Consider the following 16,779-nt stretch of genomic DNA (forward strand, 5'->3'; position numbering starts at 1 on the left):
TTAATTTAGTTCCAAGAATCTACATCTGCATTTTTTGATGCTTTTGTGAATCGTGCTAGAATCGTATCATAACCACCTTGGATTGCTTTCCATACAAATGGTCCAATGACTAGTACAATAATTACCGCTAACGCGATTAGCATACCGTTTTCTGATGATAACTGTGAATCTTCGTTTTTTAACCAATTTTTCGCTTTTACTAACATTTTATTTTTGCCCCTTTATATATCGATTTTAGGAAACTACTAGGATAAGAATTTACCTAATTAAAATTTTATTACTTGTTCCAAGAATCCACATTTGCATTGCTTGATGCTTTTGTGAATCGAGCTAGAATTGTGTCATATCCACCTTGGATTGCCTTCCATACAAATGGTCCAATAACAAGTACAATAATTACCGCTAACGCGATTAGCATACCGTTTTCTGACGACAACTGTGAATCTTCGTTTTTTAACCAATTCTTCATTTTTGCTAACATGATTGAATCTCCCCTATCTATTTATTTGAGCTATTTCTAACAAACATTATGAAACTAACCTTTTATTTCTTGTTCCAAGAATCTACATCTGCATTGCTTGATGCTTTTGTGAATCGAGCTAGAATTGTGTCATATCCACCTTGAATTGCTTTCCATACAAACGGTCCAATGACTAATACGATAATGACCGCCAAGGCGATTAACATACCGTTTTCTGATGATAATTGTGAGTCTTCATTTTTTAACCAATTCTTCATTTTTGTTAACATGTATTTTGCTCCTTTTCCTATTCCATTTGGGGTAATATCTTTTTTATAAACTTGCAAATCCTTGTGTTAAGGATTGAATAACAATGACCATTGGATAAATAACGATACAACCAATAACCGCAACGTTAAATTTATTCATTTCCATTGGTTTATCTTGAATCAGACGGTTGTAGTTCTCATGTTTTAATTCACGCATCATTTTAATTTGCGAATCCATAATCCGAAGACTTTGTACCTTGTCCGTTTTTTGCGCTTGTTGTAACGCAATCGTAAAGGTATTTACTTCTGGACTATTTAGAGCTGCTGCGAAGTTCCTAAACGGTTGATCCGAGCCCGCATACATTTCTAATTCTGCTGTAAGAGTAGATACATACGGACTAAGATGTCTCCCTGCATATATCTGTGCCTTTTTTACTGCTTCTAATGTTGTATGTGTCTTTAACAATTGCAGCAATGGAATTAAATACTCCGGTAACTCAAACTTTCTTGCCTCTACAGCCTGTTTAATCTTTCTTTTTAATAGGTAATCTGGATAGAAGTAAAGCAGTGGTGAAATCAGAACACCTACTTTAAATAAATAGTAATCATGGAACACGGTACAAATTAAAAAAACAGATGTGAAAATGACGGGATACGCAACCTTCATTTTTAAATATTCTTCTGGTTTCGTATCCAAGCCAGCTTCCTCTAATCTTTTCTGAATCTGCTCTTTCTTTTCTTCTGTCAGATACTTATGTGATAACGATTGAAAAGGAGCAAGCATCATTTGATTCAAATTCTTCTTTTCAATACGCTTCGCATTTTCTACATAATGGGTAAGTACACTCTCACTGTCTTTTTTACTTTGTAGAAAGGTGGAGAATACCCAGTACATGACAACAAATATGACTAAACCTAAAAACGCAGCCATCTTATTTCCCCCTTTCTGTCGGGTTATAATTTGCAATTTTTTCTACACGTGTTGCTAGGAAAAATACAATAAACATATTTACTGTTAATGCAATTTTCCCCATCATAGAACCTGCCAAAAATCCATATGCCTCTTTTGACATCAACATAATGACAATCGGCATTGCGATGACTATTAAGCAGTTCTGTACAAAAGCACGTTGCGCTTGGGACAAACTAGAACGCAATCTTGCCAGGTATAGCTTTTGTTTTTCGAAATCTTCTGCAATATCTAGTAAGACTTGCACTGAATTCGCTCCACCTTCTCGGCTACATACTTCCAACATTTCGTGGAAGAAAACCAATTCTCTAAAATTAAAGGTTTCATTAAACCCTCTAAATGCACGATACATCGTGGTTCCACCTTCTAATAAAAGAGAAACTTTTTCTATTTCTTCTTGAATACTGTCATGCATCATCGGTTTCACCTGAAGTAACACACGTTTTGCGTTATTACTAATTTGAAGTGCATTTGCTACGGCCTTCATATAGATAGAAAGACGATCTATGACAACTAAGTAATAACGTTTTTTTCTACGATAGAGAAGAAACCTCGGAACTAAAAATCCACATAAAGCGGAAATCAGTGTAAAAGGATCTCTTCCAAAAGAAAAGTAGAATACAGCTGCAATACTCATGCCTGAAAGTGCCGTATATACCCAGTACATACTTTTCGTCAGTTTCCACTCGTACTTTTGGGCTTCCTGGATAACGGATTGTGGAAGATACATCCGTATTCCTTTGATATTCCGTAATTCTAAGCGTCTTTCTTCTTTCTCATTTTCTTGTACAAATTGGGAAAGGGCAGAACCCTTAGATTTTGTAAAAAGTAAAACTAACAATAGTACACTCATGAATATGAGGAATATACATCCATAAGCTAACAAACTATGCATACTGCACCTCCTGTTGTGAAAGGAATGGTGCATAAAGAGCTGGATTTACAGTAGAAGAACGGAACTTCCTTTCCATATCAGCCGACATTGTCGCTGTAGTGATATGATCTCCATGAATCTTTCCTACTCTCTCATTCATTTCATCATGTTCCTCATATGTCGAGATAAACTGAGAAAGCTGATTGAACTGTATATCATCTTGATAATCCAATAGTTCAATCATCTCTGTAATATAACGATTCCCATCATCTTTCTTCTCTAAAAAGACAATCACATCAAATGTCTGCGAAATTAATTCATATAAATACTGGGCGTCAATATTTGCACCACTTTGCAGACACATGAGCATTAAACGTCTAACTGCTTCTTTTGCACTTCTTGCATGGACAGAAGTAAAACCAGGGTGTCCTGTTTGGAAAAAGTTCAGCATTTTTAATGCTTCTTTCCCCCTTGATTCCCCTACTATTAATCGCTTTGGTCCTTGTCGTAATGCATTTGTTAGCAATCTATCAAAGTCAATTGCATTCTCTTCTACTTCCGATGCCCTACACTGCATCGGAACAAAATGATGTTCTGGAAAGATACGATGCAAATATAATTCAGGGTTATCTTCTACTACGAGAGTACGTTCTTTCTTCTTCCCTTTCGGAATATGAGAAGCAAGATATTTCATAAACTCTGACTTCCCTGTACCTGTTGCTCCCGCCACTAAAATATTCATTTTGGCTTTCACGGCTGCGGCCAAAAAGTCCAACATCTCTCTCGATGCTTGATTTGTAGATAACATCCGCTCTTCAGAGGCTCGAAGGTGATCCGCATTCTTACGAATTGTTATCGTTGTACCCAGTCCACCAAGCTCATCTAACGCAATATTAATACGTATATACGGAAATACACAATCTACATATGGCTTTGCTGTATTTAATGATTCTGACGTACTGTTTACCATCTTGTAGGCTAAAGCTTTGACTTCTTCTTCCGTTTCAAATCGGTAAGGAAATGTACATTCTCCCTCCCCAATTTTTTCGTAAATAATCTCTTTTGTGCCATTTATATAAATATCGGTTACGTCCTTATCCTCTTTCAAAGACTCTATAATCCCGAATCCCACAATGTCATCACATACCATGTTTAATAACTGATCCGAAGGAACATCTGCGATAACAACTTGATTACTTAACAAAAAGTTTTTAATGATCGTTTCTACAGCAGCTCTCTTCTCCTTATTCATAAAGGACTCACTTAAAATATCACGATGTTCTTTTACTAAAAACGCACGAATTTCATCCGTTATGTCTTTAATTTGTTGAGCTGTAGTCGTCCCTAATTTTCGAGCCGATTTGGAACGAATCATGTAACCAAAATGGTATAAATCTACTCGATTTCGTTTTAAGGCCACTTGTTTTGCCTGTAAATAACCCCACATACTACTAACCTCCCCTTTTAATTTCGAAAACCAAAGATACCCTTTTTCATAGAGGATGTATGCTGGGATGCAATATCAAGACCAGCTGCTTCCATAATGTGATGGACCTTTGTATTAATTTGTGGGGAACCAATCTGCATTCCCCATTCGTAACTTGTACGATCTCTATCATATGGAATGGTCACCGCAATTTTTTGAGAAGAAAGCTTTTCAATATCTTCTACATAATTCTCATCCCCCATGTTCAAAACATGAATCATACGAGGTAATGTCAGCTTCGTTTCTTCTATTAACTGAAATTCTTGCTTAATTGCTAAAGCACCACGAGGATTACTATTTAGCACATGAACCACAATATCTGATTGATATAAGATTGGGTAACTCAGTACCTCTGATAATTCAGTTGGTACAGATAGAATGATGTAATCGTATTCTGTGGCTACAAGCGATTCGATGAATGTTGTTACAAATAATTCTTTGTTTTGAATCTCAGGGAAGTGAGCCATGTTATATCCTGATGGAAATACCAGAAAATCCATCTTATCGTGCAATTTTTGTATCAACCTTGGATTCAATTTTTTCTCTACCAAATCTTGTTTTGTACAAATATAATGCAAGAGATTGTACTCATTTTCTTTTTTAACAAGCTCTAATATATTTTTGCTGTCATGGGTAAGACCTGTTCCAACTGCAAAACTTGGTCTCACCTGGTCTGCTTCTACATAAAGCACCTTTTTCCCTAAATGAGCTAACTCATTTGCCATCGCAATACTTAACGTGCTTTTCCCTACATTTTCGTTTGTCGCATAAAAAGCAACCATTCTGATTTGCCGCTCCATCTTAATACCCCCTTTCTTATTTGGATTCGTTCAGATACTGTGCAACATATTCTTTTACATTTTTAGAAATTGGATTGGTTGAATGTTTCTCTACATAATCTAAAATGTTCTTCTGATCAGATATTTGCGAGAACCCTTCTGCTGGTTGTAATTCTTTCCCTGTTTGTTCTACCTTTTGTCCGATTGCAACAGGAATCACATCTCCAAGCATTTTCGCACGATTTAAGTATTGGAGTTGTTCTGGTGAAACAGCTAATGTATATAAACGAGTTACCTTCGGTTTTTGTTTCCCCTCTTGTTCCTCTTTTGATTCTTTCTTTTCTAACACGAATGCATCTTCCGTATTACTATCTTTTGCAGCCGTAACACGTACGCGTTGGAAAAGACCACCGAATACAACCTTCTCATTGTCTCCTTCTTTCACAACCTGTTTGAAATACAAGTCCACGTATGTGTTAGGAATAATACTATTCCCGGAACTTGTTTCAAGATCAACGAGTAATGGGAAAGCAACTTCTTCATTTTTTAGGTTTAATATTGCAGAGTCTGGTAACTCTTCTTTCTTTACCACTTTATTTTTGAAGAGATAGCTATTTTCTGTAATGGGTTGCCCATCATTTGTCCATTTTCCTACGACCTCTTTCTTACTCACGCGTAATGCATTGGGTGGAATGGAATCACCAGGTAATGTGCGTTCAACTAGCATATCCTCTTTAATCTCTGTATGAGCGGGTATATCCTTTGCGGCTACGACAATCTTTGTTGGTTTTACTGCATTCTCCACTGCAAAATGATTGTATCCATAGATACCAGCGACTGTTGCAGCGGCAAGACCAACCGCAGCAATCTGCTTCTTTTGAAACTTAGATGGCTTCAATGTTTGTGCTCCTCCTTATGTAGCCTTTAAACGCAAAAAAAGGACACACCTATGGCATAAAGCGCCTTAGGTGTGTCCTTTTAGCTAATCTAAAGTCTATATGAAAATGTTGGATTTGTTTTCTTTAATATTACAATTTCAATATTATGATATATACGGTTTTATGTCAATCATTTCTAAAAAAAAATCTATTTTTTCTATTCCAACGCACGAATTACAAAAAACAAAAACCTTTAAAAACGTTGTCATATCAAGGTTTTCAAGCTATTAACTACCCAATAAATATGATATAATAGATGTAACGTAACTGAATATTTCAGGGTGGTCGGTTGCTATCCTTTCTCTTTCATTTTATGGAGAAAGGAGGTGACACTATGGACATTCTTTTCACTATAGCAATTGAAATTTTGAAAGTTATTGCTAGGGAAGTCGCTGTATTTTTTGCAAAACGAGTAGGAAAATACCTATCAATGTCTTGGAAGAAAATACAAAAAAAGCGACGAAAAACGAAAAGAACCACCCAACGCCGCAAACGTACTAGGTGGTTCAACAAAAATAACTAAATTCTAGTAACCAACCACCTTGCGGTAGCAGTTACATAAGGCGAGATGTTGAAGCATCTCGTCTTTATTAGTTTATGCAAAAACTATATTTGTAATACTTCTACACATATTATAACATCAACCATGGTACATGTCATGCGGATTCATCTACTATAGTGATAAGATTTAAAAAATCGTGATTAAAATGAAATGAACTTTGTCCCTGTCTCAAAATACTTTGCAGGAGCATAGCTTTTCCCATTCCGATCCTGAAATTCACTGCCAATGCACAGAGATACAATCATTGCGACAACCCCAATGAAAATTGCACGTCTCACACGTTGTTTTTTCTTTTTATCCACTTTAAATTCCCCTTTCTACGAAAAAAAGGCACATCCCAATTAAGGGATGTGCCTTTGGTTTGTCCATTCAGCTACTAGTTTAAGATGGATATATTATTCTGTTGATTCAACTTATTATACAATAATACTTAACTAATTTCTATTCTTCATATAGTACCAGTCTGACAAGTCAGTGATAATATGTTCCTTTCCTGCCCAGTTCCAGCCTGGTGTTTGTACAGGGGAAAAGAGTGACAAGTACATCTCTATCTAGAAAATTATTATACACCGCACCTTAGATTTCCACTTCATTTGTTATACTTGAGCTACTCCCCGTATATTGAATTATATGGATAATTTAATATGATGTGGATTATTTAGGGTACGAAATCAGTATATATATGAAAAATAATAGGATTAGCAAAAATTCAAATAAACAAAATGGCTTTATGCCTCAATGAAAGTAATCAGATTATTAGTTAAATCATAGTTACTTTAAAGCTAAAAAATCTTAATCACGTATTATTCAATTTTTATTGATTAATACGGCATGCGCTTCTATTATTGAGTTAGGTGGAAATTTTAGCCATGAATACAGCATTAAATGTATGATTATGGTCTAGTCTTTGATATATCTGTGTTTTGACTAGTTTTTAAATGATAGCATAGATGTATATTCCATCAGTTGATATCTAATATAGGAGTGTGTGTTTAATGAGTTCTTACTTTAAAACTGCTAGTCCAAATATTGTTGATAATGAGTTTTTAAGAGAGCCGCAAATTGAGGCTTATGAAAGATTAAGAGAGCATTTTATTGAACGTGATAGTAAGGAGCACGCTCTAATTATTTTGCCAACAGGAACTGGTAAGACAGGATTAATGGGTATTGCACCTTACGACATTTCAAATGGAAGAGTTTTAATCATAACTCCACAAACAGTTATTAGAGATTCGGTTTTAGGATCTTTAGACCCGTTATATCCTAAAAACTTTTGGCTATTTACAAGGGTGTTTGACAGTTATTCTGAATTACCCACTGTAATTGAATATGAAAAATCTTTAACTGATGAAGTGATACATAGTTCAGATATAGTCATTTTAAACATTCATAAGTTACAGGAACGACTAGACTCCTCTCTTATAAAACGTGTGAAACCTGATTTCTTTGATTTTATCATTATTGATGAGGCTCATCATTCAGAGGCTACTACTTGGAAAAGAGCCCTTACATACTTTAATAATGCGAAAGTGTTAAAAGTAACAGGCACTCCTTTTAGAAGCGATGGAAAGATAATTGAGGGTAAAGAAGTATACACCTACGGTTTAGGTAAAGCAATGGCAAAAGGTTATGTAAAAAGCTTAGAAAAAATTGATTACATCCCTGGAAAAGTTTATCTAACTCTTGACAAAAACTCCGATGAGCTCTATACAATTGACCAGATTAGAGAAATGGGCTTGAAGGATGAGGATTGGATTAGAAGATCCGTTGCACTTTCCACTGAGAGTAATCTAAGTATTATTGATCAATCAATAATATTTTTAAGTGAAAAGAAAGAGAAAACTAGTAATCCTCACAAAATTATTGCCGTTGCATGTAGTATATGGCATGCAGAACAACTAAAGGAGCTGTATGAGGCAAAAGGTTATAGTTCTTCAATTGTTCATAGTGAATTAGAAAAACACGAAAGAGAGCTTGAATTTGCTAAAATTAATTCTAACAAAGTAGATGTGGTAATTAATGTCGCTATGCTCGGTGAAGGATATGACCATAAATTCTTATCAATCGCAGCATTATTTAGACCATACAAAACATTATTACCTTATGCTCAATTTATTGGTAGGGTTCTACGTTCTATATCTGAAGATGATGTAAACGGAAATCTTTCAGAAGAGGACAATATTGCCGTTGCTATTCATCATAAAGAACTAGGATTAGATGAACTCTGGGACTACTACAAAAAAGAAATAAAAAAACGAGATATTATTAAGAGAATAAGAACTGATTATCCAATCGAGCCAACAGATAGATTTTCAAAGGATGTTAGCTTTGGTTCTGTATCAGAATCGGAAGATTATACAACTGTTAAGGATGCTTTTATCGAGAGTGAATTATTAAAAGTAAGGAAACAAAAAATTGAAGAAGAACAAGAAAAAATCAAAAATCTACAAGCTTTATTAGAGGTAACAGAAGAGAAAGCAAGAATTCTTTACCAACAGAGTCTAAAATCACAAGACAAAGAGCGGTATCTCAGACCTGATTTATACTTAAAGAAAAAGAAAGCTGAAATTGATCAATTAGTAAGAGAAGATGTAATACCACAGTTGTTAGTTGACTTTAATTTGGAGCTTCAGGGTAATGAGTTGCCGGCAGGTAGATATATCCTCCCTAAAAAATACCAGTTCATTTACGGTAGGGCGAAGGATAATGGCTCTTTACTAGGACAGTATTTTAATCTATCATTAAAACATCACATTGGTGAAGGTAGGGACGGTTGGAAAATAGATGATTATGACCGTGCCATTGCACATGTCCAAGAGTTGGAAGCTCATTTGCGTAATGTTTTAGAAAATAGATGACAAGAGGTGTTACCTATGTTAGAAACAATTGAACGTCTTTATGACGAGATACACGGACCAAAATTAACACCATATGAATTGATAGAGAATGTAAAACTTCCCAATTATACCTCGGTAGATTTTAGTAAAGATAGCGAAAATAATATTATCGCTTATACTAAATGTCTACTAGAGGATGGAAGTAATGCAATTTTCACGTATGTATTCAACAAGGAAAATAAGTTAATGAGTTTAAAATGTGTGGTTCGTGGAAGTGAAGAAGAAGTTTACAATCGAAAAATAGAAATTGAAAAATTTTATTTATTAGCTTCACAGTCACTTCAACCTTCTTTAAAAGCTATTTAATAATAAAAAAGAAGCCCAATTTTGCAGTGATCCCTGTAAAGTAGACAGGATTTAAAAAGCGCAACTAAGCAACCTGAGTTCTATATTTATATGGACTCAGGTTATCTAATTTCTTTTCAAATCTTTGATGATTATAAAAATGTATATATTTGCGCAAAGCAAATTTAACCTCATCTGCTTTGCGGAAGGAATATAAATGAAAGCATTCTGCCTTAAAGTGACTGAAGAAGTTTTCCATACAAGCATTATCCCAACAGTTACCTCGTCGAGACATACTTGCCTTCATCTGATATTTTTCAAGTAATTGATTATATTGACGAGATGTATATTGAGACCCTTGATCACTATGTAAGAGGATTCCCGTTACATTTCGTTTTTTCTTTGCCTTTTTAAGTGTATCTAACACAAGCTTTAAGTCGTTTCTACGACTGGTTTCATAGGCAACAATTTCATTGTTGTACAAATCCTTAATAGCTGATAAGTACAGGCGTTGTCCATTGAAGATCAAGTAGGTTATATCCGTTACCCATTTCTCATTTGGTTTTGAAGCTTGAAAGTCTCTATTTAGATGGTTATCTGAAATCACATATGCCTCTTTTTTTCCTAATTACGGCTTTGATGCATAATTCATTCATCAATCTTTGTATGCGCTTATGATTCAAATGAAGGTTATAGGTGACTTTCAGCCACACTTGCACTCTTCTATATCCATAAATTCCTCTTAGTTTTTTATGACACTCCAATATCTTTTTCTTGATTTTAGCGTCTTCTAGTTGTTTTCAGAAGGCACTAAGTGCCGCTTTGTCCACTTATGATACCCACTTCTAGTTACACCAGCGATGGCACATAATAGGGTAACCGTATACCCCTTTTCTAACATCTCAAGTATAGCTTGCATACCTCCTTTTACATCCCTAAGAGCTTTTTTAACATTTCATTCTCGGCTTCTAATCGTTTAATCTTAGCTTCTGGATCTTCTGGTTTTGTTCTTGGTCTTCCTATACCTGGCCCTTTCGCTTTTCCACGCTTTTCTTCTAGTCCTTTGATACCTTCAGCTTCAAAGTATTTCACCCAACGACTTACAACCGAGTGATGAATACCTAATTCTTTCGCAATGGTTTTATAGCTCATGCCTTCTTTTAAGTATAAATCTATAGCTTTTTCTTAAATTCTACATCGTAAGTGACTCTAATTTTTCCCATAGAAAAATCCCCTCCATAGTAAACAGGTTAATGTGCTTTCTTTTTCTTGTCTACTATAAGGGGATCATATCATTTTTATGGGCTTCTTTTTTATTATTAAATTTCTTATTAATATAACGGTAGTTTTAATTGATTAACCACACTACATATTATATATGAATATCGGCAAGTACATCTCTATCTACAAAATCATCATACGCTACACCTTTGATTTCCACTTGGTTTGTCATACTTGAACTACCCCCACTTTCACTTCTAAATGAAGTGAAAGTGGCGATTCCTAAGTAAAGGGTTCTATCGAACTCTAATTTATTAGGCTATCTCCGCAGTCCCTGCGGTTAGAAGCCTTATCGCTTCATTCTTTAGATTGATACTTGCGTTAATATCCCTATCATGATGTGTACAACAAGAAGGGCAGTCCCATTTACGTAAGTTTAGATTTTTAACATCTTTGTTTTGATATCCACAACAAGAGCATAATTGGCTGGAAGCAAATGTTTTCGATACGACAATGACTTGTTTTCCGTACCATTTTGCTTTATATTCCAACATGGTTCGAAACTGTGACCATGATACCTCACTAATTGCTTTTGCTAGCTTATGATTCTTTAACATATTTGATACTTGCAAATCTTCTATACCAATAACATCGTGGCTTTTGATGATTTCAGTTGAGATTTTGTCCAAGTAATCTTTTCTAGCGTTTGTCATGTATTCATAAATTCTAGCCATCTTTACTCGTTGTTTATTCCAGCGAAAAGATCCTTTCGTTCTTCTAGAAAGAACACGCTGTGCTTTTGCTAACTTCTCTTCCAATGATCGAAAAAACTTCGGATTTTTATAGGTTGTTCCATCTGACAAAATGGCGAAATTTTTTAGCCCTACATCTATTCCAATGTAAGATTGTGTTTTCGGAAGTTCTTTCACTTCTGTTTCAACTAACAATGACACAAAGTATCTGCCAGAAGGGTTCCGTCTAACCGTAGCATTTAAAATACGTCCATTTACTTCACGACTTTTGGCAAATCGAACAAGACCTAGTTTCGGCAACTTTATTTTGTTTCCTACAACGGCTATATTTTCATTTGTTTGTTTTGTGGTGTAGGATTGTACATTGTTCTTCTTAGATTTGAAACGTGGGGCGCTGTTTTGTTTTTTGAAAAAACGTGTATAAGCATCCGCAAGGTTGCGAACAGACGACTGAATCGCAATACTATCCACTTCTTTTAGCCAAACAAACTCTTTCTTCATGGCAGGAAGTTTGGCAGAGCATGTACCATATGTCAAACCTCTTCCTGTTTCTTTGTATGCGTGATCCCATAGAGATAGGAAATGATTGAATACAAAGCGAGAACAACCAATAGTTTTGTTGATTAGAGTTGCTTGTGCTTGATTTGGATAGATACGAAACTTAAATGCTTTATTAACTATCATTCATTTCACCTCCACTTCGAAATGTATCTATCATACAACGAACGTACATTCTATAGATTTTAAAATGATAATGACAAATTGTTCAGTAACACTTTACATATTCCAAACAATTAATATTGCTTCCTGCCATCCCATGTCCGAAGCTAATTCATCTATCCCTCCTCACCGGAGTGTGCGTCTTCACGTTCCTTAAGGAAGGAATCTTATTGACTAAAACAACAGAATCATTATAACTTAACAAAACGATTAATTAACACATTCGTAATTTCAGTTCTATATGGTAAATATTACCATATAGAACTGGGCTTGTAAAGTATTTATATTTATATATATTTATTTTTAAATATTTTTTTCTAGTAAAAAAACTACACTTTTTAGCATAGTTTTCTTACTAGATTTAAATTATGTCCGCTCTATTCACAAAAGAATACTATTCCTGAAATTCACTTCCAATATACAAAGATCCAATCATTTGGACAACACCAATAAAAATCGCACGTCTCATACGTTGTTTTTTCTTTTTATCCATTTCAAATCCCCCTTTCTACGAAAAAAAGGCACCTCCCATTAAGGGATGTGCCTTTGGTTTGCCCATTCAGCTACTAGTTTAAGCTAGATATATTATTTGTCGATTCAACTTATTATACAATACTACTTAACTAATTTCTATTCTTCATATAGTACCAGTCTGACAAATCAGTGATAATATGTTCTTTTCCAACCCAGTTCCAACCTGGTGTTTGTACAGGGAATGGAAGATCTGCAAGTACATCTCTATCTACAAAATCATCATACGCTCCCCCCTTAACTTCCACTTCGTTTGTCAAACATAAACTCATTTCATTAATTCCCGCTGGGGTTGTTTCAACAGTAAAAGTATATTTACCATCTTTCTTTTTCAATGGCGAGTACCATTTGCGTCCCCCATCAATCATCTTTTCCTGCCCATCCCAATATAGAGACTTAGTAGGTCTTTTACTATCAAATACATGACCTGTTATTTCAGATAAATACATATTTTTAGGTAGGAATTTGGATGCCAGTCCAGTATTAGAAACACGCTCCAAATCTTGTGTAGTTTTTAATCCTTCATCGGCAAAAGGATATTGTGCCGTTGCTTCTGTAAATACACCAGGGTAATTTGCATTCCAATCATTTTTGTATTTTCCGTTTACTTCATAAGTGAATCCATATCCACTATGAAGCTTAGAAGGTGCTAGATTATCAATACTTCCACTTAATGTTTCATAATACATTTCTCCAACTGTATCATCTTTAGAAACACGCTCACTAACTGTTTCTACCACACCTTTTACGCTAGTTACACCACACATCCCTTTTTCATGTGACGGTGCATAGATAGCTGTTTTAATAGGATTATTTTTGTATGTGGTTTCTTCTATATCTATACGATTACCAGCAGGGTTAATTTCCGCTTGAATTGTTCCTTTCCCTTTATGCTGCCAGTCAAGGTTCAAAGTTTTCTTTTCTCCCTCAGTTAATCTTACCTTTTGTAATGATACTTGTTGTCCGTTATGCTTTAGCACGACTACTGTTTCAGGATTTGCATATTTCGCTTCTAGTACATCTAACTTTTTAATTTTATTCTTCTCTTTTTCTAGTTTTTGTCTTGCTGTATCTAGCCTACTTGCAGCATCATCTAATCTATTTTCTTCCCAAGAGCAGTCTCTATCAATATAGTAGTCATGGCCTTCTTCGTCTTTCTCATGAATTGGATTACTACGACAATAACTTAAACTAGACTGTGCACTGTCTCTACCTGATTCAGCACTACATACTTCTTGTTGAGATTTATTAATATTATTATTTACCTTTATTCTATATTGGTCACGCTCTGATTTAAAATTATCACGTGATACATCTATTCTTGTTTTTATATTCTTTCCTTCTCTTGCTGTTTCTCCTTCAATTCTGTCAGCAGAGAAATCGATTTTATATTTAAAATCATCTTCATCACCTGAATCTGGATTAGGTGTTACTTCAGTACCACAGTTACCATCTATAGTGAAATCAACGGTTTTCTCGTTTGATTCCCTCTGAACAGCATCAAGAACTTTTAATTTCGCAGTAAAACGACCACACATTTGTGGCTGCCACTTTAGTTCTTCTGACTTAAATTGCCCTGCATCACCTTCATTTGGTTTTTGATTATCTTTTTGCGGAGTTGAACGCAGATAATTTTCTTGATGATGCACGGTTTCGCCATCTTTTGTAATATCTAGCATCCACTTCACTCGATTACGTTCACCGGCTGCCGCTTGATATGGATTTACTGTTGTCCCATTTGGATCTCTATCATTGTATCCCTTATTCTTACTTACATATTCGAAACCGTTAAATGTAAATTTCACTGGTACATCTTTTTTCCCACTAGACGCTTTAAAATCTTTTAGTTCAGGCTTACTAGTTCGTACATACCATAAGTTATAATTATTAACCCCACTTACTCCACCAGCTCCCGCATATCCACCAGAAAGATATGCAATATCACGAATCCAATAGAATAACCCATATCTTGAACCTTTTGTATTTACAATTTGATGTGATTTTAAATTTTCTAAAACAAACTCTGAATTCCCCCAATATTTATTAGCGATAACCGCCGCATCAATCCGTTCTTTCTCAGTTATCATCCTATCCCCAACAATAACCAATGGATTGATATAACCTTCATTAGAAATTCGTACATACGGTTCACTTGAATCGGCATTTTGAACTAAATTTTCCCATGGATTCTCCCAATTAAAAGCCCCATTATATACAGCCGGATAATGCAAATCAGATAAATACATTAAGCGCTCAGCTTCATATCCCTTTCCTGGACGTAAGTATTTCCCCTCCATTTGCAATTGTCCAGATAAAAGATAAGTATCCCCTTTCCCATCGAAGAAGGGAATATCATTATTCTTAGCATCTACCGAAATAGGGAGTGTCAACAGTAGTGATGTACAAGCAAAGAATATTTTCTTTTTAATTTTCATGAATATTCCTCCTGAATATAAAAAAGGACACACCCGTACCATTGGCTGGTACGTAAGGTGTGTCCTTTACGTAATTTTAAAATCCGTATATTAAACTATATATTGATTCTAGCAAATTTTATTTCTCTTTACAATTACTTTATTTACTTTCTACTTGAATATACATCATTTTATCAGCAGTTGAATGCCCAATACGAACTTTATGATTTTGAGTAGTGTAATTATTAATCACTTGAGCATCTACTGTCTCTTGGATTTCTTTATCTAAATTTAATTCAGGATTTATGAAAGTAACCCATTTCTTAGTTAATTCGACTGTTGCTTTATTATTATATAAGAAGACGATTTCAAAATTATTTTTATCTGTTGCATCAACATAGAATTGTGCTCCAATTGAACCTGCTGGTAAATACATATCTTTATCAATGAGTTTAACGTACACTCCAACATCGCTATACTTTAAATTAGTATTATATTTTTGATTGATAGAGCTAACAATATCTTGTCCCTCTTTGGTTACTAGTTTTTGAACAGTAACGTTATTGTTAAAAGCTTCTTGATTAAATTCCATATCCTTAGTTGCTAAATTTTCATTTAACCCTACTGGCAATTTAATTTCTGGCTTTACTTCTGGTTTTTCCTCTGGTTTCGTTTCAGGTTTTGGGTCTGGCTTCACTTCTGGTTTTTCCTCTGGCTTCGTTTCAGGTTTTGGATCTGGCTTCACTTCTGGCTTTTCCTCTGGTTTTGTTTCAGGTTTTGGGTCTGGCTTCACTTCTGGCTTTTCCTCTGGTTTTGTTTCAGGTTTCGGGTCTGGCTTCACTTCTGGCTTTTCCTCTGGTTTTGTTTCAGGTTTCGGGTCTGGCTTCACTTCTGGTTTTTCTTCTGGTTTGGTTTCTTTTTCGATTACATTAATAGAGTTATATAGGAACTGACTGTATTGCTCACGAGTTACATGCATTTGTGGTGAATACATATTTCCTCCTGTACCAGAAGTAACACCATTCTCTTCTAAAGCATTAATTGCGTTATACGCCCAAGAGTTTTTATCAACATCTTTAAATGAAGTTGTAGTTGTCGCCTTAAATTTAAATGCATTAGTAAGTACCTGTGCCATTTGTTCACGAGTTAAAATATCATCTGGACCATATTTCCCTTCACCATAACCACTTACTAGACCCGCTTTCGCAAGTGCTAAGATTTCTTTTTCAAACATGTGTCCCTTAATATCAGTAAATGGATTTTTGAAACTAGCATCTGCATCTGCTGGTTTTACGTATGCGTAAATCATACGAGCAACCTGTCCACGAGTTACATTGTCACCAAAACCAAACTGTCCATTTCCGTATCCTGCTACTACTTTACGGTTTGCTAAATCATAGATTGCTTTCGTAGACCAGTGATTTGCTGGAACGTCATTGAATTTTAATGAATCTGTGTTATCAGCTGCTTTCGCTGTAAATGCTCCTGCTCCTAATAGTGATGTACCCATAATTGTTAGTGCTGTTGCTGTTTTTAAAAATTTGTTAGCCATTGTTTGTTCCTCCGAATATATTAGTTTTTTTATAGATTCTCTTATTGTACCTAAATTAAACATAAAATC

Annotated in this window: 18 protein-coding genes and 1 pseudogene; 3 read left to right on the forward strand and 16 right to left on the reverse strand. The window is 35.0% G+C overall.

Going from position 1 to position 16,779, the window contains the following annotated elements:
* Window positions 1-5 precede the first annotated feature (5 nt).
* From NHG49_RS29725 to cpaB, 8 genes are all read right to left on the reverse strand, one after another.
* Window positions 6-206, reverse strand: coding sequence for a hypothetical protein (locus NHG49_RS29725; protein ID WP_016102691.1), 201 nt, complete (start codon window positions 204-206; stop codon window positions 6-8).
* 71 nt (window positions 207-277) lie between these two features.
* Complete coding sequence (locus NHG49_RS29730) at window positions 278-481, reverse strand: hypothetical protein (RefSeq protein ID WP_002166805.1); 204 nt, start codon at window positions 479-481, stop codon at window positions 278-280.
* Window positions 482-543: 62 nt separating this feature from the next.
* Window positions 544-750, reverse strand: a complete 207-nt coding sequence (locus tag NHG49_RS29735) for a hypothetical protein (protein WP_002166806.1) — start codon at window positions 748-750, stop codon at window positions 544-546.
* 43 nt (window positions 751-793) lie between these two features.
* Window positions 794-1,660 (reverse strand): hypothetical protein, encoded by an 867-nt coding sequence (locus tag NHG49_RS29740; RefSeq protein WP_258127054.1) that lies wholly within the window; start codon window positions 1,658-1,660, stop codon window positions 794-796.
* Between the two features lies 1 nt (window position 1,661).
* Complete coding sequence (locus tag NHG49_RS29745; protein WP_258127055.1) at window positions 1,662-2,594, reverse strand: type II secretion system F family protein; 933 nt, start codon at window positions 2,592-2,594, stop codon at window positions 1,662-1,664.
* The gene (locus tag NHG49_RS29750) at window positions 2,587-4,020 is read right to left on the reverse strand and encodes a TadA family conjugal transfer-associated ATPase (protein ID WP_258127056.1); all 1,434 of its coding nucleotides are present in this window, start codon (window positions 4,018-4,020) and stop codon (window positions 2,587-2,589) included. The genes NHG49_RS29745 and NHG49_RS29750 overlap by 8 nt, the downstream gene beginning before the upstream one ends.
* A 17-nt stretch (window positions 4,021-4,037) precedes the next feature.
* A complete protein-coding gene (locus tag NHG49_RS29755) occupies window positions 4,038-4,859 on the reverse strand; it encodes an AAA family ATPase (RefSeq protein ID WP_258127057.1) in 822 nt (273 codons plus the stop codon).
* Between the two features lie 16 nt (window positions 4,860-4,875).
* A complete protein-coding gene (cpaB, locus tag NHG49_RS29760; RefSeq protein WP_258127058.1) occupies window positions 4,876-5,736 on the reverse strand; it encodes a Flp pilus assembly protein CpaB in 861 nt (286 codons plus the stop codon).
* Between the two features lie 374 nt (window positions 5,737-6,110).
* Between cpaB and NHG49_RS29765 the strand changes: the two genes are divergently transcribed.
* A complete protein-coding gene (locus NHG49_RS29765) occupies window positions 6,111-6,299 on the forward strand; it encodes a hypothetical protein (protein WP_258127059.1) in 189 nt (62 codons plus the stop codon).
* 179 nt (window positions 6,300-6,478) lie between these two features.
* Here NHG49_RS29765 and NHG49_RS29770 read toward each other — a convergent pair whose 3' ends face one another.
* Window positions 6,479-6,640, reverse strand: a complete 162-nt coding sequence (locus NHG49_RS29770) for a hypothetical protein (protein ID WP_046956947.1) — start codon at window positions 6,638-6,640, stop codon at window positions 6,479-6,481.
* A gap of 693 nt (window positions 6,641-7,333) precedes the next feature.
* On the opposite strand from NHG49_RS29770, the gene NHG49_RS29775 reads away from it, so the two are divergent.
* A complete protein-coding gene (locus tag NHG49_RS29775; RefSeq protein ID WP_258127060.1) occupies window positions 7,334-9,196 on the forward strand; it encodes a DEAD/DEAH box helicase in 1,863 nt (620 codons plus the stop codon).
* A gap of 15 nt (window positions 9,197-9,211) precedes the next feature.
* Window positions 9,212-9,541, forward strand: a complete 330-nt coding sequence (locus tag NHG49_RS29780; RefSeq protein ID WP_242311919.1) for a hypothetical protein — start codon at window positions 9,212-9,214, stop codon at window positions 9,539-9,541.
* A 64-nt stretch (window positions 9,542-9,605) separates the two neighbouring features.
* On the opposite strand, the gene NHG49_RS29785 is transcribed toward NHG49_RS29780, so the two are convergent.
* The 7 genes and pseudogenes from NHG49_RS29785 to NHG49_RS29810 all read right to left on the reverse strand — a co-directional run bounded on the left by NHG49_RS29785 (window position 9,606) and on the right by NHG49_RS29810 (window position 16,773).
* Window positions 9,606-10,127, reverse strand: coding sequence for an IS3 family transposase (locus tag NHG49_RS29785; protein WP_258127061.1), 522 nt, complete (start codon window positions 10,125-10,127; stop codon window positions 9,606-9,608).
* On the reverse strand, window positions 10,114-10,299 hold the full coding sequence (locus tag NHG49_RS31775; protein WP_374987942.1) for a helix-turn-helix domain-containing protein: 186 nt from the start codon (window positions 10,297-10,299) through the stop codon (window positions 10,114-10,116). The genes NHG49_RS29785 and NHG49_RS31775 overlap by 14 nt, the downstream gene beginning before the upstream one ends.
* An 11-nt stretch (window positions 10,300-10,310) precedes the next feature.
* On the reverse strand, window positions 10,311-10,439 hold the full coding sequence (locus NHG49_RS29790) for a hypothetical protein (RefSeq protein WP_258127062.1): 129 nt from the start codon (window positions 10,437-10,439) through the stop codon (window positions 10,311-10,313).
* A gap of 8 nt (window positions 10,440-10,447) precedes the next feature.
* Window positions 10,448-10,743 (reverse strand): annotated as a pseudogene (locus tag NHG49_RS29795) (transposase).
* Between the two features lie 312 nt (window positions 10,744-11,055).
* A complete protein-coding gene (gene tnpB / locus NHG49_RS29800) occupies window positions 11,056-12,177 on the reverse strand; it encodes an IS200/IS605 family element RNA-guided endonuclease TnpB (RefSeq protein ID WP_258127063.1) in 1,122 nt (373 codons plus the stop codon).
* A gap of 659 nt (window positions 12,178-12,836) precedes the next feature.
* A complete protein-coding gene (locus tag NHG49_RS29805; RefSeq protein ID WP_258127064.1) occupies window positions 12,837-15,179 on the reverse strand; it encodes a hypothetical protein in 2,343 nt (780 codons plus the stop codon).
* Between the two features lie 139 nt (window positions 15,180-15,318).
* Window positions 15,319-16,773 (reverse strand): S-layer homology domain-containing protein, encoded by a 1,455-nt coding sequence (locus tag NHG49_RS29810; RefSeq protein WP_258127206.1) that lies wholly within the window; start codon window positions 16,771-16,773, stop codon window positions 15,319-15,321.
* Between the last annotated feature and the right edge of the window lie 6 nt (window positions 16,774-16,779).

The sequence above is a fragment of the Bacillus sp. IBL03825 genome, from assembly GCF_024712505.1.
Taxonomy (GTDB): Bacteria; Bacillota; Bacilli; order Bacillales; family Bacillaceae_G; genus Bacillus_A; species Bacillus_A wiedmannii.

Bases quoted from the DNA above. Each gene is read 5' to 3' on its own strand.
- NHG49_RS29725 (WP_016102691.1), bottom strand. From the start codon at position 206: ATGTTAGTAAAAGCGAAAAATTGGTTAAAAAACGAAGATTCACAGTTA.
- NHG49_RS29730 (WP_002166805.1), bottom strand. From the start codon at position 481: ATGTTAGCAAAAATGAAGAATTGGTTAAAAAACGAAGATTCACAGTTG.
- NHG49_RS29735 (WP_002166806.1), bottom strand. From the start codon at position 750: ATGTTAACAAAAATGAAGAATTGGTTAAAAAATGAAGACTCACAATTA.
- NHG49_RS29740 (WP_258127054.1), bottom strand. From the start codon at position 1,660: ATGGCTGCGTTTTTAGGTTTAGTCATATTTGTTGTCATGTACTGGGTA.
- NHG49_RS29745 (WP_258127055.1), bottom strand. From the start codon at position 2,594: ATGCATAGTTTGTTAGCTTATGGATGTATATTCCTCATATTCATGAGT.
- NHG49_RS29750 (WP_258127056.1), bottom strand. From the start codon at position 4,020: ATGTGGGGTTATTTACAGGCAAAACAAGTGGCCTTAAAACGAAATCGA.
- NHG49_RS29755 (WP_258127057.1), bottom strand. From the start codon at position 4,859: ATGGAGCGGCAAATCAGAATGGTTGCTTTTTATGCGACAAACGAAAAT.
- NHG49_RS29765 (WP_258127059.1), top strand. From the start codon at position 6,111: ATGGACATTCTTTTCACTATAGCAATTGAAATTTTGAAAGTTATTGCT.
- NHG49_RS29775 (WP_258127060.1), top strand. From the start codon at position 7,334: ATGAGTTCTTACTTTAAAACTGCTAGTCCAAATATTGTTGATAATGAG.
- NHG49_RS29780 (WP_242311919.1), top strand. From the start codon at position 9,212: ATGTTAGAAACAATTGAACGTCTTTATGACGAGATACACGGACCAAAA.
- NHG49_RS29790 (WP_258127062.1), bottom strand. From the start codon at position 10,439: ATGCAAGCTATACTTGAGATGTTAGAAAAGGGGTATACGGTTACCCTA.
- tnpB (WP_258127063.1), bottom strand. From the start codon at position 12,177: ATGATAGTTAATAAAGCATTTAAGTTTCGTATCTATCCAAATCAAGCA.
- NHG49_RS29805 (WP_258127064.1), bottom strand. From the start codon at position 15,179: ATGAAAATTAAAAAGAAAATATTCTTTGCTTGTACATCACTACTGTTG.
- NHG49_RS29810 (WP_258127206.1), bottom strand. From the start codon at position 16,773: ATGTTTAATTTAGGTACAATAAGAGAATCTATAAAAAAACTAATATAT.